We start from the raw sequence: 26,475 nt of genomic DNA, 5'->3' as shown, positions 1-26,475 counted from the left end.
ACCCTAATGATCCGAGACGGCGTGGACAGCCACGGACGCCGCCTTGACCGAAAGATCGACCGGTGTCCCGGGTTCGAGCGCCAGTTCGGCGACCGCGGCCGGGGTGAGGTCGGCGGCGAGACCCGCCGCCCAGCCGTCGCCGCGGGCCCGGACGCGGATCACCGGTCCGTGGGGTTCGAGCGCGTCGACGATTCCCTCGACGGTGTTGCGCGGGCTGCCCCGGTGCGCACCGTCCCGCGGGTACACCGCGACGGCACTGGGTGCGAAGACGGCGACGGCCGCCTCACCCAGGACGACGTCCTCGGCCGGGATTCCGGCCAGCTGCCCGCCTGACGTCCGCAAACCGCCCTCGGCGGCGATGCCGGGCACCAGGTTCAGCCCGGCGATCCGCGCGGTGAACGCCGTGCGCGGCGCGGAGAGGACCTTGCGCGTCTCGCCGCGTTCGACGATCCGGCCGCCGTCGAGAACGGCGACGTGGTCGGCCAGCGCCAGCGCGTCGAGCGGGTCGTGGGTGACGAGCACGGTCGGCGGTCCGGAACGCAGGACCCGCCGGAGCAGTCCCCGGATGGCGGGCGCCGCGTCGACGTCCAGAGCGGCGAAGGGCTCGTCGAGCAGCAAGAGTCCCGGCTCGGCCGCCAGCGCCCGCGCGATCGCGACGCGCTGCGCCTGCCCGCCGGAGAGCTGGGCGGGCCGCCGTCCGGCCAGTTCGAGCGCGTCCACTTCGGTCAGCCACTCCCGCGCACGCTTCTTCGCCTCGGCGCGGCCGGCACCGGTCGAACGCGGAGCGAAGGCGACGTTGTCCACTGCGGACAGATGCGGGAAGAGCAGCGCGTCCTGGGAGAGCAGGCCGATGCCGCGCGCGTGCGGCGGCAGGCCGGCCAGGTCACGGCCGTCGAGGGTGATCCGCGCCCGGCCGGGCGCGAGCAGCCCGGCGAGACAGCCGAGGACACTGGACTTACCCGACCCGTTCGGGCCGAGCAGCGCGAGCACACCACCGTCGGGGACTTCGAAGCCGACGTCCAAGGTGAACTCGCCGCGCCGGAGGGCAAGCTCGGCCGAAAGGGTCACGACCGGACTCCTTCGAGCGCGCGCGGCCGGGCGAGCGCGATCACCGCGACGGCGACCAGGATGAGCAGCAACGCGAGCGCCACCGCGCTGTCGACGTCGACCTCGGCCTGGGTGTAGACCTCCAGCGGCAAGGTCCGGGTCACCCCTTCCAGGCTGCCCGCGAAGGTGATCGTCGCGCCGAACTCGCCCAGCGCCCGCGCGAAGCTCAGCACGATGCCCGAACCGAGCGCTGGCAGCAGCAGCGGCAGCGTGACCCGGCGGAACACCGTCCACGGTTTGGCCCCCAGGGTCGAAGCGACCCGTTCGTACCGGTCGCCGGCGCCGCGGAGGGCTCCTTCGAGGCTGACCACCAGGAACGGCATCGCGACGAACGTCTGCGCGATGACGACCGCTGCCGTGGTGAACGGCACCTGCTCACCGGTCAAAGTGGTCACCAGGATTCCGAGGAAACCCTTGCGGCCCAACAGGTACAGCAGTGCCAGGCCGCCGACCACCGGTGGCAGCACGAGCGGCAGCAGCACCACCGCGCGCAGCACGCGGACCCCGCGGGCCCCCGAGCGCGCGAGCACCACGGCGAGCGGGACACCGAGCAGCACACAGGCCACAGTGGACAACCCGGCCGTGATCAGCGAAAGCTTGAGCGCGTTCAGCGAAGACGTCGAGGTGATGAGGCTCGGAAAGCGGGTCAGATCCGAACGCACCAGAAGGCCGACGACCGGCAGTACCACCAGCGCCAGGGCGCAGATCGCCGGCGGCCACAGCACCCACGGTACCCCCGCGTTCCGTCCTCCGAACGCGGGGTCAGGGCGAGCCAAAACCGACCTTCGCGAGTTCGGTCTTGCCCTCGGCGCCGAGGACGAAGTCCCTGAACAGCCCGGCGAGCTGAGCCTGTGGAGCGTCCTTCACCACCGCGATCGGGTAGTCGTTGATCGCGCCCGCCGCCTCGGGGAAGTCCACCTTGTCCACCTTCGCGGCCGCCGATGTCGCATCGGTGACGTAGACGAGTCCCGCGTCGGCGTCGCCCGTCTGCACCTTCGCGAGCACCGACTTGACGTCCTGCTCCTCGCTCGCCGGCTTGAGCGCGACCCCGGACGTCTGCTGGACCTTCTTCGCCGCCGACCCGCACGGCACCTGCGGCGCGCAGACGACGACGGTCAGCCCGTCCTTCGCGAGATCGGCCAGCCCCTTGATGCCCTTGGGGTTGCCCTTGCCGACCGCGATGGCGAGCCGGTTGGTGGCGAACACCGACGGTTGCCCGTCGATCAGCTCGGCCTTGGCGGCCTTGTCCATATTGGCCTTGTCGGCGGAAGCGAAGACGTCCGCCTTCGCGCCTTGGGTCAGCTTCTGGACCAGCGCCGAGGAGCCCTCGAAGCTGAACTTCACGGACACCCCGGAGTTCTGCGCCTCGAACCGCTTGCCCAGCGCTCCGAACGACTCGGTCAGCGACGCGGCCGCGAACACGGTGAGCGTCTTGGCCTCCGCGGCCGGCTCCCCGGACCCACAGGCCGTCGCGGCCAGCACCAGCGCGGCCAGGACGGGCGCGAGCTTCCTCATCGGCTTCCTTCCGGGGTCTCGATCACGACGGTGGTCGCCTTGACGACGGCGACCGCGAGCACCCCCGGCCGCAGTCCGAGTTCGCGGACGGCCTCGGCGCTCATCAGGGAGACCACGCGATGCGGGCCGCACTGCAGCTCGACCTGTGCCATCACCTTGTCCGTGATCACCTCGGTGACGAGCCCGACGAACCGGTTCCGCGCGGAGCGGCCGACGCTCGACGGGTCCTCCGGCTGTTCGGCCTGAGCCTTGGCGAACGCGGCGAGCTCGGCGCCGTCGACGACCTTGCGGCCCGCCGAGTCGTCGAACGCGGTCAGCTGGCCGGCGCGCACCCAGCGGCGGACGGTGTCGTCGCTGACGCCGAGCAGACGAGCGGCCTCGGATAACCGGAATTGCGGCATGGTCGGAAGGTTACTTCCGCAGATGCGGAAAAGCTATGCGTCGCCGGTGAGTTCGTCGCGGAGGCCGTCGAGCACCGCGCTCTGGAATCGCTCCAGCACTTTCCGTTCTTCTGGCGAGAATTGTTCGAGCACCGTCTTCATGGTCGTGTACGCGGATTCGAAGAGCGGCGCGTGCCGCTCCATGGCGCCGGGGACGACCTCGATCAGGACCTTCCGGCGGTCGGCGGTGTCGCGGACGCGGCGGGCGAGGCCGGTCTTTTCGAGCCTGTCCATGACGCCGGTCACAGCGCCCGTCGACAGCCCGGTCAGTTCGGCGATCCTGCCCGCTGTCAACGGTCCCGGCGCCTGGCCCGCCAGTTCGAGCACCTTGTGGTCGGTGGCCGACAGGCCCATCCGCTCGGCGATCCTGGCGTGCCGGAGAACGGTCAGCGTGCTGCTCTCCCTGCCGAGATGGGCGAACCTGGCCAATTCCTCCGCCGAGAGCGGATATTTCGCCATCCGGAAATCCTTCAGATCGGGTGCGTGCGGAATTCTAGACAGTCGGTTTTCGCCCGCTTCGGGGTTAGTCTGGTGTCAATGACAGCAGTCGATCTCGGGTTTCCCCGTGTCCCCGGCACACGAGGGCGTTCCAGCGTGCCCAGGCCGGACAACCCCGCCCTGATCGACACCTTCGGCCGCGTGGCGACCGATCTGCGGGTGTCGCTCACCGACAAGTGCAATCTGCGCTGCACCTACTGCATGCCCGCCGAAGGGCTCGAATGGATGCCGAGCGCGGACGTGCTGACCGACGACGAGCTCGTGCTCCTGCTGCGGATCGCCGTCGAGCGGCTCGGGATCACCGACATCCGGCTCACCGGCGGCGAACCGCTGCTGCGCCAGGGCCTGGAGAAGATCGTCGAGCGGGTCGCGGCGCTCGAACCGCGGCCGCGGCTTTCCATGACCACCAACGGGATCGGGCTCGCGAAGCGCGCGAAGTCGCTGGCCGACGCGGGGCTGGACCGGATCAACGTCTCGCTGGACACCGTGGACCGCGCGCTGTTCGAGACGATCACGCGCCGCGACCGGCTTTCGCACGTGCTCGTCGGTATGGCCGCGGCGCGTGAGGCCGGGCTGGACCCGGTCAAGGTCAACGCGGTGCTGATGCGCGGGTTGAACGAGGACCAGGCCGTGCCGCTGCTGAAGTTCTGCCTCGCGGAGGGCTACCACCTGCGCTTCATCGAGCAGATGCCGCTGGACGCGCAGCACGGCTGGAACCGCGCCGACATGATCACCGCCGAGGAGATCCTCGGCATGCTCGGCGAGGAGTTCACGCTGTCGCCGTTCCCCGCCGCACGGGGCGGGGCCCCCGCCGAACGCTGGCTGGTCGACGGCGGACCGGGTGACGTCGGCGTGATCGCGTCGGTGACCCGCCCCTTCTGCGGCGCCTGCGAGCGCACCCGGCTGACCGCGGACGGCGCGGTGCGTTCATGCCTCTTCAGCAACGACGAGACCGACCTCCGCGCCCTCGTGCGCGCGGGCGCGCGCGAAGAAGAGGTGGCGGACGCCTGGCGGGCGACCATGTGGGGCAAGCTCGCCGGGCACGAGATCAACGAGGCCGGGTTCGCGCAGCCGATCCGGCCGATGAGCGCGATCGGCGGCTGACATGGTGACCATCGTGGTGCGGTACTTCGCCTCGGCCCGCGCGGCCGCCGGGCTCGACGAGGAGAAGGTGACGCTGCCGGACGGCGCCCGTGTCGCCGACGCCGTCGCCCGTCTGCGGGAACTCCACCCGGAGAAGCTGGCGAAGCTGCTCGACGCGGTCTCCTACCTGCTGGACGGCGTCGCGGTGCGGGATCTCACGCGGCCGCTGACCGAGGGCGCCGAACTGGACGTCCTGCCCCCGTTCGCCGGCGGCTGACCCGCTGTCGCCCGCCAGAGCGTGTCGCGAAAGCCACTTTCGGGACACCTGACGTCTCGAAAGTGGCTTTCGCGACACACTGGCGGCCCGCCGACCGCCGCTGACCTGCGCGAACGGCGAAAGTGGTAGCAAAGGTCCCTTGCTCGCCGTCTCGAGTTCACCGTCCGGTCGCCGAAGCAGCCGAGGATGCGCCAGTGATCACTCCCCGCCGTATTCTCGCCGCACTGCTCGCTGCGGTCGCCGCCACGAGCCTCGCGACCGCTCCGGCGTCCGCCCACGAACGCGGCGTCCGGCCGCTGCCGCAGGCGCACAGCCACAACGACTACGAGCACACCCGGCCGCTGCACGACGCGCTCGAACAGGGCTTCACCAGTGTCGAGGCCGACATCTTCCTGGTCGACGGGCAGCTCCTGGTCGCCCACGACTTCGCGGACACCCGCCCGGACCGCACCCTGGAGTCGCTCTACCTGGAGCCGCTGCGCAAGCGCGTCCTGGCCAATCACGGGGTCGGCGTGTACCGGCAGCGCGCGGAGTTCCAGCTGCTGATCGACGTCAAGGGAGACGCGAACAGCACCTACGCGGCACTCGAGAAGCGCCTGTACGACCCGCGCTACTCCTTCCTCTTCTCTCTGTACGCGTTCGGTCACGTGAAGAAGCGGGCCGTCACCGCGGTGATCTCCGGCGGGCGCCCCAAGGAGGTGATGCTCGGGCAGAAGTTCCGGCTCGCCTTCTACGACGGCCGGATCAGGGACGAGAACGACCTCGGCATCGGGTCCGACCCGCGGGTCACGCCGCTCGTCTCGGACTCCTGGAGCGGCCTGTTCACCTGGACCGGCGAGGGTCCCTTCCCCGCCGGCGAGCGGGCGAAACTCCACGATCTGGTCAAGCGGGCCCACGCGGCGGGCCAGCGGGTGCGCTTCTGGGCCACGCCGGACGCCGCCGGCCCCGGCCGCGACGCGTTGTGGAAAGAGCTGGTCGCCGCCGGGGTCGACCACCTGAATACGGATGACCTGCCAGGACTGGCGAACTTCTTGAGGGCTCGCTAAAGTGCGCGGCCCATTCGCGCGCGAAGGCGCACGAATGGGCCAGTCATCCCTTAATCCACGTGATGCAAGCCTCACGATCCGTGAATTATCTCGGTCAGGAAACGGCCAGATAACGGCGCCCTGAACTGCACAAACAGCCGAATCGTTATGAGTTGCGTGCTGTTACTGTGATGTAGGTCACAGCTCGAATAATTTCCGATCAGGCCGTTCGTTACGTACCGTCGCTTTTCGGTTGGCCCCGACCGACCACGCAACACCGGGAACCCGTAGCGCCGAGCCCTGTCCAACGGATTCCCGGACCCAACCCCGAGCGAAAGCATTTCCGGACAGGGACGAGGGGACCGAGCCGACGCGTCGTGCGTCAGGCGAAGTCAGCCGGCCTGAGACGGCCGGCCAGGACCCACGGGTCTTTTCCCTCAGCACAGGCTCGTAGGCGCAGGGAGCGAGATTTACTCACATGTCTTACCGAGGCAAGCACCGCAAGATGTCCGCCGCCACCCGTCACATCGCCCGCGTCGCCATTGCGGGTGTCGCGGTCGGCGCTCCCCTCGCCATCGCCGCGACCCCCGCGTCGGCGACCAACTGGGACGCCATCGCGCAGTGCGAGAGCAGCGGCAACTGGAGCACCAACACCGGTAACGGCTACTACGGTGGTCTGCAGTTCTCGCAGAGCACCTGGCGTGCCTACGGTGGCACCGGCAGCGCGCACAACGCGTCGCGTGAGCAGCAGATCGCCGTCGCCGAGCGCGTCCTCCAGGGCCAGGGCATCGGCGCGTGGCCGCACTGTGGCAAAAAGGGCGGCTCCGCCAGCCCCGCCAAGGCGAAGTCGACCGCCCCGAAGGCCACCAAGAAGGTGACCCCGAAGAAGTCGACCGCTCCGGTCACCAAGCAGCAGGCCCCGGCTCCGGCCCCGGCCGCCGCCAATGTCGCGAACTCGAACCCGGCGGGTGACTACACCGTCGTGGCCGGCGACACGCTGTCGAAGATCGCTTCCAAGTTCAACGTCCAGGGTGGCTTCCAGAAGCTGCAGGAGCTGAACAAGGAATACGTGCCGAACGCCGACTTCATCGTCGTCGGCCAGAAGCTCGCCACCAAGTGAGCTCTTGAGCACCGGTAAGTCGTGATGCCCGCGGGATTCCCCGCGCGGCCACGTCACGACTGACAAGGCCCCACCGCGCCATTCCCCCGGCGGTGGGGCTTTGTCGTGTCCGGGGTGCGGCGCGCCTCAGGCCCGCCCCGTGCAATGAAGGGGCCTTTCATCGCGAAATTTGCGATGAAAGGCCCCTTCATTGCGGCTCGATCACCTCGCTACGGCGAGTTGACCCACTCGTCGCTGCCGTCGCTGAAGTGCTGGTGTTTCCACACCGGCAGCCGCGCCTTGACCTCGTCGACCAGCTCCGAACAGGCGGCGAAGGCCTGGCCACGGTGCTCGGCCGCCACGGCGCACGCCAGCGCGACGTCACCGATGGCCAGTGCGCCCAGCCGATGGCTGACGGCGACCGCCCGCACGCCCTCCCACTTGCCCGAGAGGTCGGCGACGACCTCCGCGAGGACGTCGGCGGCGCTGGGGTGTCCCTCGTAGGCGAGCCGGTCCACCGACCGGCCGCCGTCGTGGTCCCGCACGACCCCGCCGAAGGTGACGACGGCACCCGCGGCCGCGTCGTCCACCAGGCGGGCGTGCTCTTCGACCGAAAGCGGCTCGTCGACCACCGCGATCCGTGCGACCCGAACGCTCACTGCTGTGCCTCCCGTGGGTGGTCGCCGCCCGCCAGCTGGTCGACGGCGTGGTCGAGGATCCCGTCCAGTACGCCAAGGCCGTCCTTCACCCCGCCACGCGAGCCGGGGAGGTTCACCACCAGGGTCCGGCCCGCGACGCCTGCGACGCCGCGCGAGAGCACGGCTGTGGGCACCTTGGGCAGTCCGGCGGCGCGGATCGCGTCCGCGACGCCGGGGAGCTCGTAATCGAGGACGGCGCGCGTGACGTCCGGGGTGCGGTCCGTCGGCGAGATGCCGGTGCCGCCGGTCGTCACGATCACCTGCACCCCGGCCGCGACGGCGTCCCGCAGGGCTTCGCCGACGGGTTCCCCGTCCTCGACGACCACGGGCTCCGGCACGTCCCAGCCCCGTGCGGTCAACCACTCCGTGATGACCGGGCCCGTGGTGTCCTCGTAGACGCCCTTCGCGGCACGGTTCGACGCCACGATCACCCTCGCGACCCGGTTCACGGCCGCTCCCAGGTCCCGGTCTTGCCGCCGTCCTTGCGGAGCAGGCGGACGTCGTCGAGGGTCGCCGCCGGATCGACGGCCTTGATCATGTCGTGCAGGGTCAGCCCGGCGACGGCGACGGCGGTCAGCGCCTCCATCTCGACGCCGGTCCGGTCGTTCGTCTTCGCGGTCGCGGTGATGTGCACGGCGGTCTCGTCGAGGACGAACTCGACCTTCACGCCGGACAACGCGATCTGGTGGCAGAGCGGGATCAGCTCGGGCACCTTCTTCGCGCCCATGATGCCCGCGATCCGGGCGGTCGCGAGGGCGTCGCCCTTGGGTAGCCCGTCCGTCGCCAGCAGGCCGAGCACCTCGGCCGTGGTGTGCACGGTGCCGCCCGCCAGCGCGGTGCGGGCGGTGGGCGTCTTGCCGGAAACGTCGACCATACGGGCGGCGCCCGTATGGTCGACGTGGCTGAGTTCACTCACGCCCAGCAGGCTAGTCCTCAGAACATCCGCTGCTTCGAGCGAACCTCGTCGAGGGCCTTCTCGCGTTCCTGCCGCTGTTCCGGCGTCATCGACGCGAAGAGCCCGCCCTTGTCCGCGGCGCAGGCCGTGTCGCGCGCGGGGCGCTTGCCTTCCACGAAGAACCGGTTGACGGCGTTGTTGCCGCAAGCGTTCTCGTCGCTCAGCCAGACCCCGTGCCCGCCTTCGTCCACGGTCACGATCCGAGCCCGGTCACCGAGGGCGCGGCGCATCTCCTTGGCTCCGCTCAGCGGCGTCGCCGGGTCACGCAGGTTCTGCACCATCAGGATGTTCGACGGCCCCCGGTCGCCGATCCGCACCGGCGGCTCGATCGGCTCGGACGGCCAGTACGCGCAGGCCCAGATGTTCGCCCCGGCGGCACCGAACATCGGGTACTTCACCCGGTCCTTCGCGACGTTGCGCTGGTAGGTCGCGACGTCCTCAGGCCAGTCCGCGTCGTTGCAGACCACGTGCAACTGCCCGGCCAGCAACTGCGCCGGATCGATCTGCTGGGCCTGCGCGGTCTGCTTCACGGTGCCTTCGGTGTCGAGCGCCTGCCACTGCTGTGCCAGCGCCGGGAAGGACTTGGTCGCGTAGAGCGCGCCGAAGGTGCCCATGCGGAACGCCGCGCCGTCGACACCGGGGACGGCCCCGCCGTCGAGTTTGGCGACGAGGTCGTAGAACTTCGCCGTCACCTGCTGCGGGGTGCGGCCCAGCCCGTAGCTCGCGTGCCGTGCCGCCGCCCATTTCGCGAAGTCCGGGAAGCGGTCCTCGAACCCCTCCGCCAGGCGTCGCGAGGTGACCGGATCGAGCCCGCCGGGACCGGTCACGCTGTCGATCACGACGCGATCGGTCTGCCGCGGGAACAGCGTCGAATACACGGCGCCCAGGTAGCTGCCGTACGAAACGCCGTAGTACGAGAGCTTCTCCTCGCCGAGGGCTTCCCGGACGCGGTCCATGTCGCGGGCGGTGTTGGCCGTGGTCATGTACGGCAGGTTCGCGGCGGTCTTCGAGGCCCCGCACTGCTTCGCGACGCCCTCCACGTCCTTCGCGCGCTCCGCCACCGCCGCCGCGTCACGCGCGTACGGCGGGACGTTGCTGACCTGCTGTTCGGGCTTGAGGTCGCAGGTGACCGGCGTGCTGCGCCCGATCCCGCGGGGATCGAAGCCGATGATGTCGTAGGCGTCGAGCACGCTCGACGGCATGCCCGCCGCGCGCAACCCGGCGGGCATGGTCAGCCCCGGCCCGCCGGGGCCGCCCGGGTTGGTCAGCATGATGCCGCGCCGCTTCGCCGGCTTGGTGCTGGCGAGTTTCGAAACGGCGATGTCGATGGTCTTCCCGCCCGGATCCCGGTAGTCGAGCGGAACCTTCAAGGTGGCGCACTGCACGCCGGGCGCGGCCACGTCCTCCGGACACGGCCCCCAGCGCACGGACGAAACCGCGGCGGACGCCGTGGCCGGTACGAGTACCGCCATCGTCACCGCCGCGGCCGTGAGTGTCCCGATCCTGCTCAGGACAGAGCGATTCATCCCCAACCCCCGTCATGATCGACTTCTTGGTCGGAGCCGAGCCTAGGAGCGGGGCAGCGGTGGAGTCGTCACCCTGAAGTCGGCCGCGAGGTCGGCCTCAGTGATGACGACACCCCCGAACGGAGCAAGGGACTGTGTTGATCTGTCGCGTACGCGCTGGCTACTCGCTCTGCTTGGCCGCCTTTGCGGCCCTCTTGACGGCCTCGGCGACCGCGGGGGCGACGGCGCTGTCGAACACGCTCGGCACGATGAACGAAGCGTTCAGCTTGCCGTTGTCCACGACGTCCGCGATGGCGTCGGCGGCCGCGAGGAGCATCGAGTCGTCGATGTGGTGCGCCTGCGCGTCGAGCAGCCCGCGGAAGACGCCGGGGAACGCGAGCACGTTGTTGATCTGGTTCGGGAAGTCGCTGCGGCCGGTGGCGACCACGGCGGCGTGCTTCTGCGCCTCCAGCGGGTCGATCTCCGGGTCCGGGTTGGCCAGCGCGAACACGACGGCGTCGGATTTCATGGTCGCGACCTGCTCGGCGCCGAAGAGGTTCGGCGCGGAGACCCCGATGAACACGTCGGCGCCGACGAGCGCCTCGTGCAGCGTGCCCGCCTGCTGCTCCTTGTTCGTGTGCTCGGCGATCCAGGTCAGGTTCTCGTCGAGGTTGCCGCGCGCGGAGTGCACGATGCCGTCGATGTCGGCGGCCACGATGTCGCCGGGGTTCTTGCCCAGCAGCAGGCGGATGATCGCCGAACCCGCCGCGCCGACGCCGCTGACGACGATCTTGCAGTCTTCGATGTTCTTCCCGACCACGCGCAAGGCGTTGCGCAGCGCGGCGACCACGACGATCGCGGTGCCGTGCTGGTCGTCGTGGAACACCGGGATGTCGAGCTGCTCGCGCAGGCGCTTCTCGATCTCGAAGCAGCGCGGCGCGGCGATGTCCTCGAGGTTGATGCCCGCGTAGACCGGCGCGAGCGCCTTCGCGATCATGATGATCTCTTCGGTGTCCTGGGTGTCCAGGCAGACCGGCCACGCGTCGACGTCGGCGAACTTCTTGAACAGCGCCGCCTTGCCCTCCATCACCGGCAGCGCGGCGGCCGGGCCGATGTTGCCCAGCCCCAGCACCGCGGAGCCGTCGGTGAGCACCGCGACGGTGTTGCGCTTGATGGTCAGGCGGCGCGCGTCCTCGGGGTTCGCGGCGATCGCCTGGCAGACGCGGGCGACACCCGGTGTGTACGCGCGGGAGAGGTCGTCACGGTTGCGGAGCGCGACCTTGGGGGTGACCTCGATCTTGCCGCCGAGGTGGATCAGGAACGTCCGGTCGGAGACCTTGCGCACGCGGACGCCCGGCATCGAGTCCAGGGTCTGCGTGATGTCCTGAGCGTGGTTCTCCGACAGGGCGTTGGCGCTGATGTCGACGACGATCGAGTCGGGATGCGACTCGACGACGTCGAACGCGGTCAGCACGCCGCCGACCCGGCCGACGGCGGTCGTCAGATCACCCGCCGCGGTGGATGACGCGGGGGCCTCCACCCGGACGGTGATCGAATATCCGGGACCGGGAACCGGCATGGCACTACCCCCGCTGAGGAACGCTCGAATAGGTCGATCGAAAACCTACTCCCGTGACGACCGCCACGAACCCTCGCAGGGGGTAACCGGCCAGTAGCTTTCTACCGGTTGATCTCGGTCTCGGGGTGCACGTAAGGCACGCTCTCGAGGGGGAAGGTCACGTCGCCGAACGGGGACAGTGCGCCCTGCCGGTCGGACGCGAGCTCGGTGACGGGGTGCTCCCCGTCTTCACCGGGCCACGTGGGGTCGATGCCCGCGCGCTTCTTGTTATCGCCCTTCGCCACAACGTCCTCCAGAGCATGGTCAAGCCGTTCTCAGGGGACAGTCTGCCCGAACGCGGCTGCCGGGCCACCACCCGCCCGGTATCCTGGTCCTCTATGCCCGCGCCCTCCCTGGCGGACTGGCTGCGCCAGGAGTCCGACGACGCTCTCGCGGCACTGCTGCGCACTCGTCGCGACCTGTCCACGCCGCCCCCGTCCGACACCATCGTGCTCGCCACCCGGGCAGGCACGCCGGGCTCCGTCGCGCGCGCCTGCGAGGACCTCGACACCTTCACGCTCGCCGTCCTCGACGCTCTGCTGCTGGCGGGTGCGGACACCGAGCCGGTCGCCTCGGCGGAGGTCACGCGGCTCGTGGGCAAGAAGATCGGCGAGCCGCTGGCGCTGTTGCGCAAGCGGGCCCTGGTCTGGGGTGAGGACGACGCGCTGCGCGTCCCGCCGTCGGCACGCGACGCGCTCGGCCCCTTCCCCGCCGGGCTCGGATCGTCGTTACCCTCGCTCGCCGGAACGGATATCGAGGCCGCGCTCGCGGAGGTCGGCGAGGACGAACGCGCCGTCCTGACGACCCTGGCGGCCGGTCCGCCGATCGGGCGGACCCGGGACGCGGCGGCGGACGTCCCGCTGGAGCGGGCGCAGAACCCGGTCCAGCGGCTGCTCGCGCGCGGCCTGCTGCTGCGCCGCGACGACCAGACCGTCGAGCTGCCGCGGGAGATCGGGATCGCGCTGCGCGGTGGCTCGGTGTTCGACCCGGCGTCGCTGCGCGAACCGGAACTCCCCACGCATCCGCATCAGCCGTCCACAGTGGACACAACGGCGGCGGGCGAGGCGATGGAGTTCTTGCGCCAGACCGAAAGCATGCTTCGCGCATGGTCGGAGACGCCGCCGCCGGTGCTGAAATCCGGCGGTCTCGGGGTCCGCGAACTCAAGAAGCTCGCCAAGGATCTCGACGTCGACGAGACGCGGGTGACCCTGCTCGCGGAGATCGCGGTCGGCGCCGGGCTGGTGGCCGACAGCGAAGCGACCGCGCCGGAATGGGTACCGACGACCCTCACGGATTCGTGGCTCGCGTCGCCGACCGCGCAGCGCTGGATGACCCTCGCACAGGCCTGGCTCGAACTGCCCCGGCTGCCCGGCCTCGCCGGCGGGCGGGACGTGAAGGACAAGCCGATCGCGCCGCTTTCGGAAGACCTGCGCCGTCCGCTGGCACCCACGTCGCGACGGCGGATCCTCCTGGCCTTGGCCGCGCTTCCCGAGGGCGCGGGCGTGAAGAGCACCGACGAACTGGTCGCCGCGCTCGCCTGGCGCGCGCCGAGGCGGGGCGGGCGGCTGCGGGACGAAACCGTGCGCTGGACGATGGCCGAGGGAGCGGCGCTCGGCCTGATCGGGCTCGGCGGGCTCACCACGGCGACGCGGGCGCTGCTGGCCGAGGACCGGCCGGGAGCGGTCGAGGCGATGATCGACGCGCTGCCGCGTCCGGTGGACCACGTCCTCGTCCAGGCCGACCTCACCGTGGTCGCGCCCGGGCCGCTGGAGGCCGGCCTCGCGGCCGAGATGACCGCCGTCGCCGACATCGAATCCTCCGGGCACGCGACCGTCTACCGGATCACCGAGACCTCCGTGCGGCGCGCGCTCGACACCGGGCGGACCGCGGGCGAACTGCACCAGCTGTTCTCGACGCGGTCGGCGACGCCGGTGCCCCAGTCGCTGAGCTACCTGATCGACGACGTCGCCCGGCGCCACGGGCGACTGCGCGGCGGGGCCGCCGAATCGTTCCTGCGCTGCGACGACGCGTCGCTGCTCGCCGAGGTCATGGGCAGCCCTGTCGCGACCGAGTACGGCTTGCGGATGATCGCGCCGACAGTGCTCATCAGCGCGTACCCGCTCGCCGAAGTCCTCGACGCGCTCCGCGCCGCAGGGTTCGCTCCGGCCGCCGAAGGGCCCGACGGACGCGTCATGGACATCAGGCCTTCTGGACGTCGTCTTCCCGCGAAGGCACGTTCCGCGCGTCGCGCGCCTGGCGAGCCCGCCGGGCTGACCGACGACCAGGTCGGCAAGATCGTCGCGCACGTCCGGGCCGGTGACGCCGCTTCGGCGCGCCGCCGGGGTGAGACGGTGCGCGCACCGCAGGGTGGTGGCTCCGGGGACACGTCCGCGACCCTTGCGCTGCTGTCCCAGGCGACCATCGAACGCCGTGAGGTGTGGATCGGGTTCGTCGACTCACGCGGGACGGCGAGCCAGCGGGTGGTGCGGCCGCTGCGCGTCGGCGGCGGGGTCCTCGAAGGGACCGACAACGAGCGCTACCCGCTGCACCGGATCACGTCGGCCGCCCTCGTCGAAGACTGACCGACGCCGCATTCAGTCGCCTACTTGCGGCCTTGAACGCGCGGCCGCCCGGCGAGGCTGAGTGTTCCCAATGTCGCATCAGGGACGCTCAGCGTCTCAAATGCGACATTGGGAACCCTGGCCGAGAGCCACCGGAACGCATTTAGAGGACTGAATGCGGGAGGGTCAGAGGGCGCGCAGGCCCTGAAGCACCCGCTCCATGAAAGCGCGCGAAGAGGTATCTCCGAGGATCAGCTCGGTCTGGTGGACCAGCACCAGACCGGCGTCCGCCATGTCGCCCACGATCACCTTCACCACACCCAGCGGCAGCCGCAGATGCGCGGCGATCTCCGCGATCGATCGGGTGTCCAGGCAGAGGTCGCAGATCTGGCGGTGCTCGGGTGTCCGCACGCCGCGGTACCGGCGACCGTCGTCGGTGGTCGACACCAGCGCCTCCAGCGCCAGGTCATGCGCGGTGCGGGTGCGCCCGCCGGTGCGGGTGTAGGGCCGGACCCGCGAGCCCGAAGTCGGCAGGTAGACCGAAGCGGGTGCGACGTCAGCGGGCGCGGGACGCGGCGGCGACTGACGGATCGGCGAGGGTGCCGAAGGCGGCTCGGCCGGGCGTCGCGGCATGACCGTGCTGATCGAGCTCAGCTCGAAGCGGCTCGGCGAGTCGAAGGCTTCGCGTTCGGTGCCCTGATAGAGAGAGTCCCAGCCGGACGGTTCCGGTTCGGTGAATCCGGTGATCTTCATCGGTCACCCACGTACGCCGCCCTGGAGCTGCGCGCGCAGCTCTGGCGTGATCTGCTGGCCGACCCGCTCGACGAGCAGCGTCATCTCGTAGGCCACGGTGCCGATGTCACAGGTCGGCGCGGCCAGCACGGCGAGTGACGAGCCGTCGGCGACCGACATGAGGAAGAGGTAGCCGCGTTCCATCTCGACGACGGTCTGGTTGACCCCGCCCGCGTCGAAGCAGCGCGCCGCGCCGGCGGTGAGGCTGATCAGCCCGGAGGCGACCGCGGACAGCTGTTCGGCCCGTTCCTGCGGCAGTCCGTCCGACGGCGCGAGGAGAAGCCCGTCCGCGGAGACCAGCACGGCGTGCGCGGCGCCGGGAACGCGGCGCGCGAAATCCGTGATGAGCCAGCCGAACGAGCTTTGCTGCCCGGATGCCGTCACAAGTCCCTCCTCGCTGCTCAAGACCACCTGGGCGGCGTGGTCCGGGCGTCTCGCGCCGACCTGCACCGATCGCGGTGCCGTCGAGCCGAAAGACGCCTCCACCCAGCGTATTCGTCCCGTCGATCGTGTCGAGCCCGCCACCCGGCCGTCAGCGTTAACCGAACGTAAACGTCCAGCCGCTCACCGCGTCGACCCATCGCGAACCACGCATTCGTGGGTCACCCCGTGGTGGCCGGGTGCGACCAGGTGTGAACCGGTGTCCGCGCAGGTCATCGGCGTCACGGTCGCCCGATCGGGTGGCGCCGGGGCCGGATCGCGTGAAAGGGGTCACCCCGCGGTCGATCCGGCTGGTGACGCCACTCCCCGAAGCGGGTGAAGCCTGCCGAGTTCACTCCAACGGCCGCATCCGCTCCGGGCTTTCGTCCCTTTTACCCGGCGCGCAACGCCGAATCGTGCGCGATGGCGTGCTGCACGACCGAGATCAACACCTGCTTGGCGGACTCACGTTCCCGGGCGTCACAGGCCATGATCGGCACGGACGGCGAGATCGTCAGCGCGTGCCGGACGTCCTCGATCTGGTGGTGCAGCAGCCGGTCGAAGCAGTTGATCGCCACGACGTACGGCAGCTTCCGGTTCTCGAAGAAGTCGATCGACGGGAACGCGTCGGCGAGCCGCCGCGTGTCGACCAGCACGACGGCACCGATGGCGCCGACCGCGAGGTCGTCCCACATGAACCAGAACCGGTGCTGGCCCGGCGTACCGAACACGTACAGCACCAGGTCCGAGTCCAGCGAAATCCGGCCGAAGTCCATGGCCACGGTCGTCGTCGACTTGTTCGGGGTGGCCGAATTGTCGTCGACGCCGGTACTGGCCTCGGTCATCATGGCCTCGGTGGTCAGCGGATCGATCTCCGAAACCGCTCCGACCAGCGTGGTCTTCCCCGAACCGAATCCGCCAGCGACCACGATCTTGGCCGACGAAGTCGGTCCGGTCACCTGCGGCGCATTCGCGTCGGAGTCAAATTCTCCGAAGCCCACTGAGCACCCTCTCCATGAACTCGATACTCGGCCGGTCACCCACGTTCTGGCTGGCGGTGTGCACCAGGACCAGACCGAGGCCGGCCACGTCTCCGATCAGCACCCGGACCACGCCGAGCGGCAGGCGCAACAGCGCCGCGACTTCGGCGACGGACCGGGTGTCCAGGCAAAGGTCGCAGATCGACCGGTGTTCGGGGACGCGTACCCGGTCGAGCACGCGTCCCTGTTCGCTGGTCGAGATCAGCGCCTCGATGGCAAGGTCGTACGTCGGCTTGGTCCGTCCCCGCGTGCGGAAGTACGGCCGGACCAGGCCGGAGGATTCGACGTCGGTGGTGTACTGCTCGTCGACGTACTCGTTCTGCGCCTGCTGCGGCAGTGCCGCGGCGAGCGGGTCGGCGGCGGCCGCCGCCCGGCGCTCCTCCTCCTTGTCGAAGGAGAATTTGGCGAACTCGCCGGAATCGTAGAGCGGACCGCTGCCACCACCGAACAGTTCCGCCCCGGGGCCGCCGAGGAGGCGTTCCCGGTAGTCCGAAACGCTGAAATCGGCAGGTCCCTGCCCCGCGTTCGAATCGGTCAGCCAGCGGGAGGCCTCGTCCGGGGACACGGGGTCGTTGTCCGACCCCTGTGCCCGCCGCGATCGCCATTCGCGGTCGACCCGGTCCCGGAAGGACGTCCAGTCCTCCCGGCCGTCGTCACGTTCCGACCACCCGCCGGAGAAGTCGTCACCGAGCCGGCCATCGCCCCTCAAGCGCCCGTCGTCCACGGCATTCTCCTCGGTTCCCGGTCGCTCAGCGGCGGACCGACGCGCCCTGCAGCTGCGCGCGCATCTCCGGTGTCAGCTGTTGCCCCACCCGTTCCACCAGCAGGGTCATCTCGTAGACGACCAGGCCGATGTCGCTCTCCGGCGAGCCGAGGACCGCCAGGCAGGACCCGTCGGACACCGACATCAGGAAGAGGAAGCCGTTGGCCATCTCGACCACCGTCTGGGCGACCGTGCCACCTTCGAACACCTTCGCCGCGCCGCGGGCGAGGCTCGTGAGCCCCGACGCGACGGCGGCCAGCTGATCGGCCCTGTCCTTGGGAAGTCCCTTCGACGAGGCCAGCAGCAAACCGTCCGCCGACACCACCACAGCATGCGCCGCGCCCGGGACCCGGTGCACGAAATCCGTGATCAGCCAGGCAAAGCTGCTCGTGTGTCCTTTACCCTGCGCCTGGCCGCCAGGCTGCGCCGGACCACCCGGCTGCATCGCACCCGCCCGTGTCACTGTCACTCCTTACTGCTGTCATCGGCAGGGGAACCCGCATCCCCGCCAGTCACCGGAACGCCGTTGTCATCCAGCGCGTCGATCGGACGTTCCTTCAACGCGTGCCGTCCCGACTTGTAGCCCTGCTGGAAGCTTGCCATCCGACTCCGCGCCGCCGTCGCCGAGCGGGCGATCGCACCCGTTCCCGGCATTCCGGAGGTCTTGTCGGCGAACGAGTCTTCCTTCTTCGGCTCGTTCCCGCCGATCGAGCCGGGGACGAGGTACTGGTTCGGCACCCGTTTGGGCAGGCCCGCCGGGGTGATCTCGTCGTTCCGGTCTTCGTACAGGACCTGCGCCGCCTGCCAGCCGTCGTCCGACGCGCTGCGCCAGCCATTGTCCTGGAGCACCGTCTCCGGCGGAACACTCCGCGGCGTCCGAGTGGGCAATGCCTCCCCGGAAGTGTCCTCCGCGGCCGGTTCCTCCGCTTCGGCACCACCGTTGCGGGTCTGCGTGGACGCGTCGGATTCGACCGGCTCGGTGTACGTGGTCGGGCTGTCGCCCCCGGCCTCGTCGCCTTCGCTGAACCAGCGCGAGAGCACCGACTGGTAGATCGGCAGCCGCCGGGTGGGCACGTCGTCGTCGAGCGCCGACTTTCCGGCGTCCGAGTGCTCCTCGGGCTGGCTCTGCGGCTCGACCGGGGTGTACTTCGGCTCCCGCTTCGGCAGCACCAGCGACGCGAACTGCGTCTCGGTGCCGCTGGAGGCACCGTCGCCGTTGGTGGGCGAGATGTCTTCGGCCGTCGGCCACGCCGGGGTCTCCTCGGCGGGCTTCGCGGGGCTGAGGAACGGCCCGGCCGCGTTCTTGCCCGCGACCAGGTCGTCGAGGCTGATCGGCTGGTCGAGCGGGACGAGCCCGCCCTGCTGCGCGACCGGTTGCGAAGCCGGGGGCTTCGACGGCGGCGGTGGCGTCATCTCCAGGCCGCGGTCGGAAGCCGGGATGTTCGGCAGCGAGGTCGACATCTCGGACACCGACGGCATCGAGGGCATCGACGTTTCCGAGCGGTTCGCCGGCGGCGGGGTGTTGCGCACACCGGGCCGCATCTGCGTGAGCAGTTCGGCGGGCACGACGACCCGCGCGATCACGCCGCCCTCGATGTCCTCGTTCTCCCGGAGCCGGACCTCGATGCCGTGGCGGCGCGCCAGGCGCGCGACCACGTACAGGCCCATCCGCCGGGTCACCGAGACGTCCAGGTCCGGCGGGTCGGCGAGCCGCTGGTTGACCTCGGCGAGGCGCTCCTCGGTCATGCCGACACCGTGGTCGGTGACCTGGATGGCGAGCGCCTTCTTGCGGGTGATCACCGCGCGGACGGTCACCTTCGTCTCCGGCTCGGAGAAGTAGGTGGCGTTGTCCAGCAGTTCCGCGAGCACGTGCACGAGGTCGTGGATCGTCAGGCCCTGGACGGCGACCTCGGGGACGATCCCGATCTCGATCCGGGCGTACTGCTCGATCTCCGAGACCGCGGCGCCGATGACGTCGGCGGCGGGCACCGGCTTGGGCACCGACTTCGCGAGACCGGCGCCCGAGAGCACCAGGAGGCTTTCACCGTTGCGGCGCAGCCGCGTGGCGAGGTGGTCGAGTTCGAACAGGCTGGCCAAGTGGTCCGGGTCCTGCTCGTCGGCCTCGAGCCGGTCGATGACGCCGAGCTGGCGTTCCACCAGCCGCTGCGACCGGCGGGACAGGTTCACGAAGATGCCGTTGACGTTCTCGCGCAGGAGAGCCTGCTCGGCGGCCATCTTGACGGCCTGTTCGTGGACGACGTCGAACGACCGCGCCACTTCACCGATCTCGTCACGCGAAGTGACGGGCACCGGCTCGACCGACCGCTTCGAGGCGTTGACCGGGTCCGGGTCGTCGAGGATGGCTTGCACGGTTTCCGGCAGTCGTGTGTACGCGACGTCGAGCGCCGTCTTCCGCAGCACCCGCAGCGGGCGGAGCATCAAGCGGGCGATGACGAGCATCAGGAACAGCGCCGCGAGCAGGGCCAGCAGCACGATCGCGCCGCCGATCCAGGCCGAGTTGATCGCGTCGGTGGCCAGGCCGTCGGCCTGTGCCCGCAGCTGGCCGAGGAGGTTCGTCTCGACCGCGCGCAGCTTGTCCAGCGCTACCCGGCTGTCGTTGCCGAGCGCGACGTTGTCGATCGACGGCGGCTCGTTCTGCTGGTGCAGCGAGAACGCCATCGTGGTGATCCGGCGGCGGTCGTCGACCTCGGGGCCGGAGAAGGTGTCCGAGTAGAGCTGCCGCTGCTCGGGGCTGGCGTTGGCGACGAAGGCCGCCGTCGAGGCGTCGCCGCTCGCGACCGCGGAGCGGGCCTGGTCGAACAGGTCGCCGGGGAAGCCGGAGCGGAAGGAGGCGATCAGCAGCGCCGCGTCACCGCGGGCGATGAACTCCTTGCTCTCACTGATGGCCTGCACGGTGACACCGAGCCGGAGCACGTCGCGGTTGGCCACCGCGGTGGTCACCTCGCGGCCGAGCTGGACCAGCGAGTCGAGGATGCCGGAGTAGGCGATGAGGACCGGCGTGTCGCCCAGGAGCGAGGTGTTCATCGCGCCGCGCAGCGGGCGCAAGGCGTCGAGCCGCTGCAGACCACGCGAGTAGCGGTCCCTGGTGTCCTGATCGTCCGGGTTGATCTGGTTCGCCGAGGCCCGCAGATCGTCGATGGCGCGGTCGACCTTGGCGATCTGTGCGTCGAGACCGTTCTGGCGCGACGGGTCACCCGAGGCGATCTTGGCGACGGCGAGCGCGCGTTCGCTCTGCAGCTCGTGCACCACGAGCGTGATCTTGTCGGCGAACGCGACCTGGTCGGCGGTGTCCTGGAACCTCGCCGCCTCGCTGCTGTCGTCGATCACGCGCAGCGTGCCGAGCGCGAGCGCCGTCAGCGTCGGAATGATCAGGATGGCCGCGAGCTTCGATCGCAGACGCCAGTTACGCAGGCCCAGGAACGACCCGGCCTTCCCACCAGGACCGTCTCCGGTATCCCGCGCAGGGGCCCCTCCCACCCCCGCGGTGTCTTCGTTCGGCACCGCCGCACCACCATCATCTTCATTCGGGCCGGGAAAGCCCATTTTGGACATGCCGTTCTCGAGCTGGCCGTACTGCTGCTGTCTGGGTCGGTTGTCGGAGACCACTACCCGCACGCTCCCCTCATTCGGGAGGGATGCGCACGGCGTGAGTATCCACTCATCCGAATGAGGAAGTCTTCTTCGACGTGATCTCTCAAGTGCACTTGACCGAAACCCTGCTCGGTGCCATTGGTCTGTTCGGCCTAACCCGCCAGTGCGCGGGCGCGCACCAGTGAAGCACGGACGTGTTCACCGTGTTTGACGTGTGCGACACAGAGTGCCTTGCACCTCGGGAAAGGTCCAGAGCGTTCGGCCATCCAAGGCACTCTCTTTCACTACATCAGTGGTCCACACCTCACTACCGGTGCATGAGGGTAGCGAACGGGCGCGCCAGATGTAACCCTTCGGTCAAGACCTCCGAGAAAGCCCCGGACGGGTCTTGACCCGTGGGCGCTCAGTTGTCAACAAGTCCCCGGCGCGAACACGCCCAGTTGTGTTCACTTCTGACAAACAACCTGTTCGGGTGATCGTTACCACTTGGGATCATGGGATGACCACCCATTGTGAGCACAGTGTGTGTTCTCTACAGTGGGCCCTGACTTGAGACAAAGAGTCACTTCCGAATTCCACATCAGGCCACGTCATCACGTGTCCCTCCCTTGATCAGGAGCATCCCTTTGCTTGGCTCTGCAAGCTCGAAGAAGGCCTTGAGCGTCAGCCTGGGTCGGCGTGGAGCCCTCGCCTTCGCGATGGCGGCCGTCGTTTCGGTATCGGTCAGCGGCTGCGGCCTCCTCGGCGGCGACGATTCGTCCTCCTCCGGCGGCTCGGGCAACCTCGAGAAGTCGAAGATCAAGGTCGCCGTGATGTCGACCATCGACCTGGCCCCGCTGCGTCTCGCCCAGGACGGCGGCTACTTCAAGAACGAAGGCCTCGATGTCGAAGCCATCGAAGCCGCGACCGGTCAGGTCTCGCTGACCAAGCTGATCGGCGGCGAGGTCGACATCGCGTACGCGAGCTACACGCCGTTCTTCATCGCGATGAGCAAGAACACCGCCGACATCAAGCTGGTCGCGGACGCCTCCTCCGCGGGCCCCAAGAGCACGATGCTGGTCACCCTGCCGACGTCTTCGGTGAAGAGCGTCAGCGATCTGGCAGGCAAGAAGATCGGCATCACCGCGCCGAACACCGTGTCGGACACGCTGTCCAAATCGGTCATGAAGGACCACGGCGTCGACGCCAGCAAGGTCCAGTGGGTGCCGATCCCGCTGCCGAACGTCGGAACCGCGCTCAAGAACGGTGACATCGACGCCGGCTTCCTGACCGAGCCGTTCATCACCCAGACCGCCAAGCAGGCGGGCACCGTCCCGGTCGTGGACACCGCCACCGGCGCCACCCAGGACTTCCCCACCGCGGGCTACGGCTCGCTCGGCAAGTTCGTCTCGGAGAACCCGAAGACCGTGGCCGCCTTCCAGCGCGCCATGCAGAAGGCCACCCGCGACGCGGCGGACCGCTCCAAGATCGAGCCGCTGCTGGTCAAGTACGCCAAGATCGACCAGGACACCGCCGCGCTGACCACGCTGCTGACGTTCCAGTCCACCCTGGACCCCCGCCGCATCCAGCGGGTCCCGGACCTGCTCCTGCAGATGGGCGCGATCCCGACCAAGATCGACGTCGGCCCGATGATCGCGGCGCAGAGCACGAGTTGATGACTCGCGGTTACTCCGAATTGCCCATCCACGCGGAATTCAGTCACTGAAAGTAATGATGTCCAAGCGGGTGATCAAGTGATCGGGCGAATGGCCTAAAATGATCACCCGCTCACGACACCCATTGTGAGCAGGTGGGCAAATCTCTAAGGTGACCGCGTGCCTGGCGGAATGAAGCCACGACACGGATGAAAAAACCCCAACGGTGATTCATTGTTTCCGAGGAGCTGGCTTTGTTTCGAAACGCCATGAGCAGGAACGGTGCACGGAGAGGACGGGGTGCCCTCAGCGTCGCCCTGAGCGCGCTCATGCTGGCCACGTTGGGCGCCTGCGGCGCACTCGGCGGCGAGGACACGTCGAAGGCATCGGGTGGCGAAGGCGGGCTGGAGAAGCCGAAGATCAAGGTGGCCCTGCTGCCCGTCGTCGACCTCGCGCCGCTGCGGCTGGCGCAGGAAGGCGGCTACTTCAAGGCCGAAGGTCTCGAGGTCGAAGCGGTCGACGCCCCCAGTGGTCAGCAGGCGATGACCAAGATGATCGGTGGCGAGGTCGACATCGCCTTCTCCACCTACATGCCGTTCTTCGTCGCGAAGAGCAAGGGCGCGGCCGACATCCGGCTCGTCGCCGACTCCGTTTCGGCCAGCCCCAAGAGCAACGCCGTCGTCACCGTGCCGACCTCCTCGGTCAAGACGATCAACGACCTCGCGGGCAAGAAGATCGCGATCACCGACAAGAACACCGCCTCCCACCTGCTCACCGTCTCGGTGATGAAGGACCACGGCGTGGACACCAGCAAGGTCCAGTGGGTGCCCATGCAGTTGCCGAACATCGCCGCGGCGCTTTCCTCGGGCCAGGTCGACGCGGGCTACCTGCCCGAGCCGTTCCTGACACAGGCCTCGAAGGTCGTCGGCGCGACCCCGATCGTCGACATCTCGACCGGTGCCACCCAGGACTTCCCCCTGGCGGGCTTCGGCGCGCTCGGCTCCTTCGTGGACAAGAACCCCAAGACGCTGGCCGCGTTCCAGCGTGCACTGGCCAAGGCCGTGCGCGATTCGGCCGACCGTTCCAAGATCGAACCGATGATCGTCAAGTACGCCAGGGTCGACGCCGAAACCGCTTCACTGCTCACGCTGCCGACGTTCGGGTCCACATTGGACGCCCGTCGCCTGCAGCGAGTGCCGGACCTGCTGCTGCAGACCGGTGTGATCACGGCCAAGCTCGACGCCGCTCCGATGCTCGCCCCTCAAGCTGGATAAAGGTCAAGGTGCCACGACTTCTCCGTGCCCTGGCCGGTCTGGCCGGTTTCTTCCTCGTCTGGGAAGTGATCGTCCAGGCCGGCCTGGTCCGTAAAGAGTTCCTCCCCCCGCCGTCCGTCGTCCTCGTGACGATCTTCGAACAGTTCGGCGAGACCCAGTTCATCCGGGACCTGGTCGCCACGTTCCTCGCGTGGGCGATCGCCCTGCTGATCGCGGTCGCCATCGCCGTGCCGGCCGGCCTGCTGCTGGGCAGCATCCCCGGCCTGCGCACCGCGACCGCGGTGGTCATCGAGTTCCTGCGGCCGATCCCCGCCGTCGCGCTGATCCCGCTGGTGCTGCTGCTGATCGGCGGCGGGCCCGAAGCGAAGATCACGCTGGCCGTGTACGCGTCGTTGTGGCCCATCATGTTCAACACGATCTACGCGCTCGGCGAGATCGACCCCGTGCTGCAGGAAACCGCGAAAGCGTGCGGTACCAGCAAGTTCCGGACGTTGACGTCGGTGGCGCTGCCGCACACCGCGCCGTTCGTGTTCACCGGGGTGCGGCTGTCCGCCAACATCGCGCTGATCGCGGTGGTCAGTACCGAGTTCCTCGCCGGCGCCAAACTCGGCATCGGCAACTTCATCATGCAGGCCAGCACCGGTTCCACCAGGTTCGACCTCGTGCTCGCCGGCACCGTGGTGGTCGGCGCGCTCGGCTTCCTCATCAACGGCGGGCTCGAGATGATCGGCAGGCGGGCGTTCCGCTGGAGCACGGTCGACCGGGAGGCGGTCTCGTGACGACCCTCACGCTGACCAGCCGCGTCGGCAGGCGCGTGGGCCGGGGTATCGGCATCCTGGTCCGCAACTGGCTGCTGTTCTTCGCCCTGATCGGGATCTGGGAGCTCGCGACCCGGCTCGCGGAAAGCCCGTTCTTCCCGCCACCGACCGAGATCCTGTCCGCCTCGGGGAAACTGTGGTTCACCGGCCCGGCCTCGCAGCTGTTCCTGACCGACACCGTGTTCGACAACGTCCTGCCGAGCCTCGGCCGGACGCTCGGCGGCTGGCTGCTGGCCGGCGCCCTCGGTGTCGCGCTGGGTGTCCTGTTCGGCCGGTCCAGGACCGGGATGGACTACGTCGGGCCGCTGTTCGCGTTCTTCCGCTCGGTGCCGCCGCCCGCGCTGATCCCGGTGTTCATCGTCCTTTTCGGACTCGGGCCGGGAATGCAGACCGGGTCGATCATCTTCGGCGCGATCTGGCCGGTGCTGCTCAACACCGTGGACGGCGTCCGGTCGGTGGACCAGGTGAAGATCGACACCGCCAAGTCGTTCCGGACTCCCCGGTCGTACTGGGTGCGCTCGATCGTCCTGCCCGCCGCCGGGCCGAAGATCTTCGCGGGCCTGCGGCTGAGCCTGTCCATCTCCTTGCTGCTGATGGTGATCTCGGAACTGGTCGGCTCCTACAACGGCATCGGCCGGTCCCTGATGGACGCCCAGCAGGCGTTCGACTTCCCGCTCATGTGGTCGTGGCTGGTCCTGCTCGGGCTCCTCGGCTTCGGGTTCAACGCGGCCTTCCTCGCGGTGGAGCAGAGAGTGCTTCGCTGGCAGCCCACCCGCAACGGCCGTCTCTAGTTTTCGAAGGGTCAGCAAGATGTCAACCATGCTCGAAGTCTCCGGGCTGAACCACCGGTACGGCGCGGGAGAAAAAGCGCACGTCGCGGTCAACGACCTGTCGTTCACCGTCGAAGCGGGACAGCTCGCGAGCATCGTCGGCCCGTCGGGCTGCGGCAAGTCGACGCTCCTGCGCTGCATCGCCGGGCTGATCAAGCCGACGTCCGGCCGCGTCAGCCTGCACGGCGACGACGTCTCCGGCGTGCCGGAGGATCTGGCCGTCGTGTTCCAGGATTACAGCCGTTCGCTGTTCCCCTGGCTGTCGGTCGCGAAGAACGTCGAGTTCCCCTTGCGGTGGCGCAACTTGAGCCGCTCGGAGCGGCGCACGCGGGCGCAGGAGGCGCTGGAGTCGGTCGGCCTGTCCGGGGTCGGCTCGAAGTTCCCGTGGCAGCTCTCGGGCGGTATGCAGCAGCGCGTGTCGATCGCGCGGGCGCTGGCCAGCAGGCCCGCCCTGCTGCTGATGGACGAGCCGTTCGCGTCGGTCGACGCGCAGACGCGGTTCGAGCTCGAAGACCTGACGCGGCGCGTGCAGCGCGAGAACGGGAGCACGGTCCTCGTCGTCACGCACGACATCGACGAGAGCGTCTACCTGTCGGACCGGGTGCTGGTGCTGTCGAAGTCGCCGGCGAAGATCGTCGCGGACCTGCCGGTCGGGCTGCCCGCGGAACGGGACCAGATCACCACGCGCGAGTCGGCGGAGTTCGTGACACTGCGCGGTGAGGTGGCGCGGCTGCTGCACGGCGGTGCCCCCGAAGCCGTCACCGCGGCTTCCGACGCGGCCGAGTACGAACTGGCGCAGCAGGAGGCCGCCGCCACCGATGCCGAGGCGCGCGCGAAGAGCTGAAAGTACGTGAAGGCCCCCTTCACTGCGCTAGGCGCAGTGAAGGGGGCCTTCACGTACTTCTCGGCGG

General features: G+C 69.3%; 25 protein-coding genes and 1 pseudogene. 10 read left to right on the top strand and 16 right to left on the bottom strand.

The window, feature by feature from the left end; all coding sequences use genetic code 11:
• Positions 1–3 precede the first annotated feature (3 nt).
• The 5 genes from CVV72_RS33350 to CVV72_RS33330 are packed head-to-tail and all read right to left on the bottom strand — an operon-like array spanning position 4 to position 3,521.
• The gene (locus CVV72_RS33350) at positions 4–1,068 is read right to left on the bottom strand and encodes a sulfate/molybdate ABC transporter ATP-binding protein (RefSeq protein WP_219147913.1); all 1,065 of its coding nucleotides are present in this window, start codon (positions 1,066–1,068) and stop codon (positions 4–6) included.
• The gene (locus CVV72_RS33345; protein WP_034308689.1) at positions 1,065–1,832 is read right to left on the bottom strand and encodes an ABC transporter permease; all 768 of its coding nucleotides are present in this window, start codon (positions 1,830–1,832) and stop codon (positions 1,065–1,067) included. The genes CVV72_RS33350 and CVV72_RS33345 overlap by 4 nt, the downstream gene beginning before the upstream one ends.
• Positions 1,833–1,869: 37 nt before the next feature.
• Positions 1,870–2,622, bottom strand: a complete 753-nt coding sequence (modA, locus tag CVV72_RS33340) for a molybdate ABC transporter substrate-binding protein (RefSeq protein WP_219147911.1) — start codon at positions 2,620–2,622, stop codon at positions 1,870–1,872.
• The gene (locus CVV72_RS33335) at positions 2,619–3,023 is read right to left on the bottom strand and encodes a molybdopterin-binding protein (RefSeq protein WP_192743799.1); all 405 of its coding nucleotides are present in this window, start codon (positions 3,021–3,023) and stop codon (positions 2,619–2,621) included. The genes modA and CVV72_RS33335 overlap by 4 nt, the downstream gene beginning before the upstream one ends.
• A gap of 33 nt (positions 3,024–3,056) precedes the next feature.
• Positions 3,057–3,521, bottom strand: coding sequence for a MarR family transcriptional regulator (locus CVV72_RS33330; protein WP_219147909.1), 465 nt, complete (start codon positions 3,519–3,521; stop codon positions 3,057–3,059).
• 78 nt (positions 3,522–3,599) lie between these two features.
• On the opposite strand from CVV72_RS33330, the gene moaA reads away from it, so the two are divergent.
• The 4 genes from moaA (at position 3,600) to CVV72_RS33310 (ending at position 7,065) form a co-directional block, all read left to right on the top strand.
• Positions 3,600–4,664 carry a GTP 3',8-cyclase MoaA gene (gene moaA, locus CVV72_RS33325; RefSeq protein WP_219147907.1) on the top strand — a complete coding sequence of 355 codons (1,065 nt, stop codon included), beginning with the start codon at positions 3,600–3,602 and terminating at the stop codon, positions 4,662–4,664.
• 1 nt (position 4,665) lies between these two features.
• Positions 4,666–4,920, top strand: coding sequence for a MoaD/ThiS family protein (locus CVV72_RS33320; RefSeq protein WP_219147905.1), 255 nt, complete (start codon positions 4,666–4,668; stop codon positions 4,918–4,920).
• Between the two features lie 194 nt (positions 4,921–5,114).
• A complete protein-coding gene (locus CVV72_RS33315; RefSeq protein WP_219147903.1) occupies positions 5,115–5,966 on the top strand; it encodes a phosphatidylinositol-specific phospholipase C/glycerophosphodiester phosphodiesterase family protein in 852 nt (283 codons plus the stop codon).
• A gap of 457 nt (positions 5,967–6,423) precedes the next feature.
• Positions 6,424–7,065 carry a transglycosylase family protein gene (locus CVV72_RS33310; protein ID WP_219147901.1) on the top strand — a complete coding sequence of 214 codons (642 nt, stop codon included), beginning with the start codon at positions 6,424–6,426 and terminating at the stop codon, positions 7,063–7,065.
• A 209-nt stretch (positions 7,066–7,274) separates the two neighbouring features.
• On the opposite strand, the pseudogene CVV72_RS41885 reads toward CVV72_RS33310, so the two are convergent.
• From CVV72_RS41885 to CVV72_RS33280, 5 genes and pseudogenes are all read right to left on the bottom strand, one after another.
• A pseudogene (locus tag CVV72_RS41885) lies at positions 7,275–8,191 on the bottom strand (molybdenum cofactor biosynthesis protein MoaE).
• Positions 8,188–8,658 (bottom strand): cyclic pyranopterin monophosphate synthase MoaC, encoded by a 471-nt coding sequence (moaC, locus tag CVV72_RS33295; protein ID WP_219147897.1) that lies wholly within the window; start codon positions 8,656–8,658, stop codon positions 8,188–8,190. The pseudogene CVV72_RS41885 and the gene moaC overlap by 4 nt, the downstream one beginning before the upstream one ends.
• A 17-nt stretch (positions 8,659–8,675) precedes the next feature.
• Positions 8,676–10,223 (bottom strand): alpha/beta hydrolase, encoded by a 1,548-nt coding sequence (locus CVV72_RS33290; protein WP_219147895.1) that lies wholly within the window; start codon positions 10,221–10,223, stop codon positions 8,676–8,678.
• 160 nt (positions 10,224–10,383) lie between these two features.
• A complete protein-coding gene (locus CVV72_RS33285; RefSeq protein WP_219147893.1) occupies positions 10,384–11,781 on the bottom strand; it encodes an NAD-dependent malic enzyme in 1,398 nt (465 codons plus the stop codon).
• Positions 11,782–11,882: 101 nt separating this feature from the next.
• Positions 11,883–12,065, bottom strand: a complete 183-nt coding sequence (locus CVV72_RS33280) for a hypothetical protein (RefSeq protein WP_007033389.1) — start codon at positions 12,063–12,065, stop codon at positions 11,883–11,885.
• A 93-nt stretch (positions 12,066–12,158) separates the two neighbouring features.
• On the opposite strand from CVV72_RS33280, the gene CVV72_RS33275 reads away from it, so the two are divergent.
• Complete coding sequence (locus tag CVV72_RS33275; RefSeq protein WP_219147891.1) at positions 12,159–14,402, top strand: helicase-associated domain-containing protein; 2,244 nt, start codon at positions 12,159–12,161, stop codon at positions 14,400–14,402.
• A 165-nt stretch (positions 14,403–14,567) separates the two neighbouring features.
• Here the strand turns inward: CVV72_RS33275 and CVV72_RS33270 are convergent, their stop codons facing one another.
• From CVV72_RS33270 to CVV72_RS33245, 6 genes are all read right to left on the bottom strand, one after another.
• Positions 14,568–15,134 (bottom strand): DUF742 domain-containing protein, encoded by a 567-nt coding sequence (locus tag CVV72_RS33270; protein WP_219147889.1) that lies wholly within the window; start codon positions 15,132–15,134, stop codon positions 14,568–14,570.
• 3 nt (positions 15,135–15,137) lie between these two features.
• Positions 15,138–15,557 carry a roadblock/LC7 domain-containing protein gene (locus CVV72_RS33265; protein WP_005156190.1) on the bottom strand — a complete coding sequence of 140 codons (420 nt, stop codon included), beginning with the start codon at positions 15,555–15,557 and terminating at the stop codon, positions 15,138–15,140.
• 428 nt (positions 15,558–15,985) lie between these two features.
• Entirely contained in the window at positions 15,986–16,594 is a 609-nt protein-coding gene (locus tag CVV72_RS33260) for an ATP/GTP-binding protein (protein WP_007033392.1), read from the bottom strand.
• Positions 16,575–17,357 (bottom strand): DUF742 domain-containing protein, encoded by a 783-nt coding sequence (locus CVV72_RS33255; RefSeq protein ID WP_034308333.1) that lies wholly within the window; start codon positions 17,355–17,357, stop codon positions 16,575–16,577. Before CVV72_RS33255 ends, CVV72_RS33260 begins: the two co-directional genes overlap by 20 nt.
• Before the next feature lie 25 nt (positions 17,358–17,382).
• Positions 17,383–17,841, bottom strand: coding sequence for a roadblock/LC7 domain-containing protein (locus tag CVV72_RS33250; protein WP_085939650.1), 459 nt, complete (start codon positions 17,839–17,841; stop codon positions 17,383–17,385).
• A 20-nt stretch (positions 17,842–17,861) separates the two neighbouring features.
• Positions 17,862–20,969 carry a nitrate- and nitrite sensing domain-containing protein gene (locus CVV72_RS33245; RefSeq protein WP_219154289.1) on the bottom strand — a complete coding sequence of 1,036 codons (3,108 nt, stop codon included), beginning with the start codon at positions 20,967–20,969 and terminating at the stop codon, positions 17,862–17,864.
• Between the two features lie 737 nt (positions 20,970–21,706).
• On the opposite strand from CVV72_RS33245, the gene CVV72_RS33240 reads away from it, so the two are divergent.
• The 5 genes from CVV72_RS33240 (at position 21,707) to CVV72_RS33220 (ending at position 26,408) form a co-directional block, all read left to right on the top strand.
• Entirely contained in the window at positions 21,707–22,663 is a 957-nt protein-coding gene (locus tag CVV72_RS33240; RefSeq protein ID WP_219154287.1) for an ABC transporter substrate-binding protein, read from the top strand.
• Between the two features lie 248 nt (positions 22,664–22,911).
• On the top strand, positions 22,912–23,916 hold the full coding sequence (locus tag CVV72_RS33235) for an ABC transporter substrate-binding protein (RefSeq protein ID WP_370641836.1): 1,005 nt from the start codon (positions 22,912–22,914) through the stop codon (positions 23,914–23,916).
• A gap of 8 nt (positions 23,917–23,924) precedes the next feature.
• Positions 23,925–24,695, top strand: a complete 771-nt coding sequence (locus CVV72_RS33230; RefSeq protein ID WP_034308326.1) for an ABC transporter permease — start codon at positions 23,925–23,927, stop codon at positions 24,693–24,695.
• A complete protein-coding gene (locus tag CVV72_RS33225; protein WP_219147887.1) occupies positions 24,692–25,525 on the top strand; it encodes an ABC transporter permease in 834 nt (277 codons plus the stop codon). Before CVV72_RS33230 ends, CVV72_RS33225 begins: the two co-directional genes overlap by 4 nt.
• A gap of 19 nt (positions 25,526–25,544) precedes the next feature.
• Positions 25,545–26,408, top strand: a complete 864-nt coding sequence (locus tag CVV72_RS33220; RefSeq protein WP_219147885.1) for an ABC transporter ATP-binding protein — start codon at positions 25,545–25,547, stop codon at positions 26,406–26,408.
• Positions 26,409–26,475: the final 67 nt, after the last annotated feature.

It is taken from the genome of Amycolatopsis sp. TNS106, assembly GCF_019330265.1.
Lineage (GTDB): Bacteria > Actinomycetota > Actinomycetes > Mycobacteriales > Pseudonocardiaceae > Amycolatopsis > Amycolatopsis lurida.
The sequence above is the reverse complement of the archived record's forward strand: the minus strand, read 5'-3'. Positions and strand labels throughout refer to the sequence as shown.

What these genes read in the sequence shown, in the direction of transcription:
- CVV72_RS33285 (WP_219147893.1), bottom strand. Translation starts at nt 11,781, where the DNA reads ATGCCGGTTCCCGGTCCCGGATATTCGATCACCGTCCGGGTGGAGGCC.
- CVV72_RS33250 (WP_085939650.1), bottom strand. Translation starts at nt 17,841, where the DNA reads ATGCAGCCGGGTGGTCCGGCGCAGCCTGGCGGCCAGGCGCAGGGTAAA.
- CVV72_RS33290 (WP_219147895.1), bottom strand. Translation starts at nt 10,223, where the DNA reads ATGAATCGCTCTGTCCTGAGCAGGATCGGGACACTCACGGCCGCGGCG.
- CVV72_RS33335 (WP_192743799.1), bottom strand. Translation starts at nt 3,023, where the DNA reads ATGCCGCAATTCCGGTTATCCGAGGCCGCTCGTCTGCTCGGCGTCAGC.
- CVV72_RS33235 (WP_370641836.1), top strand. Translation starts at nt 22,912, where the DNA reads ATGAGCAGGAACGGTGCACGGAGAGGACGGGGTGCCCTCAGCGTCGCC.
- CVV72_RS33330 (WP_219147909.1), bottom strand. Translation starts at nt 3,521, where the DNA reads ATGGCGAAATATCCGCTCTCGGCGGAGGAATTGGCCAGGTTCGCCCAT.
- modA (WP_219147911.1), bottom strand. Translation starts at nt 2,622, where the DNA reads ATGAGGAAGCTCGCGCCCGTCCTGGCCGCGCTGGTGCTGGCCGCGACG.
- CVV72_RS33240 (WP_219154287.1), top strand. Translation starts at nt 21,707, where the DNA reads ATGGCGGCCGTCGTTTCGGTATCGGTCAGCGGCTGCGGCCTCCTCGGC.
- CVV72_RS33320 (WP_219147905.1), top strand. Translation starts at nt 4,666, where the DNA reads ATGGTGACCATCGTGGTGCGGTACTTCGCCTCGGCCCGCGCGGCCGCC.
- CVV72_RS33275 (WP_219147891.1), top strand. Translation starts at nt 12,159, where the DNA reads ATGCCCGCGCCCTCCCTGGCGGACTGGCTGCGCCAGGAGTCCGACGAC.
- moaA (WP_219147907.1), top strand. Translation starts at nt 3,600, where the DNA reads ATGACAGCAGTCGATCTCGGGTTTCCCCGTGTCCCCGGCACACGAGGG.
- CVV72_RS33310 (WP_219147901.1), top strand. Translation starts at nt 6,424, where the DNA reads ATGTCTTACCGAGGCAAGCACCGCAAGATGTCCGCCGCCACCCGTCAC.
- CVV72_RS33220 (WP_219147885.1), top strand. Translation starts at nt 25,545, where the DNA reads ATGTCAACCATGCTCGAAGTCTCCGGGCTGAACCACCGGTACGGCGCG.
- CVV72_RS33245 (WP_219154289.1), bottom strand. Translation starts at nt 20,969, where the DNA reads ATGTCCAAAATGGGCTTTCCCGGCCCGAATGAAGATGATGGTGGTGCG.
- CVV72_RS33270 (WP_219147889.1), bottom strand. Translation starts at nt 15,134, where the DNA reads ATGAAGATCACCGGATTCACCGAACCGGAACCGTCCGGCTGGGACTCT.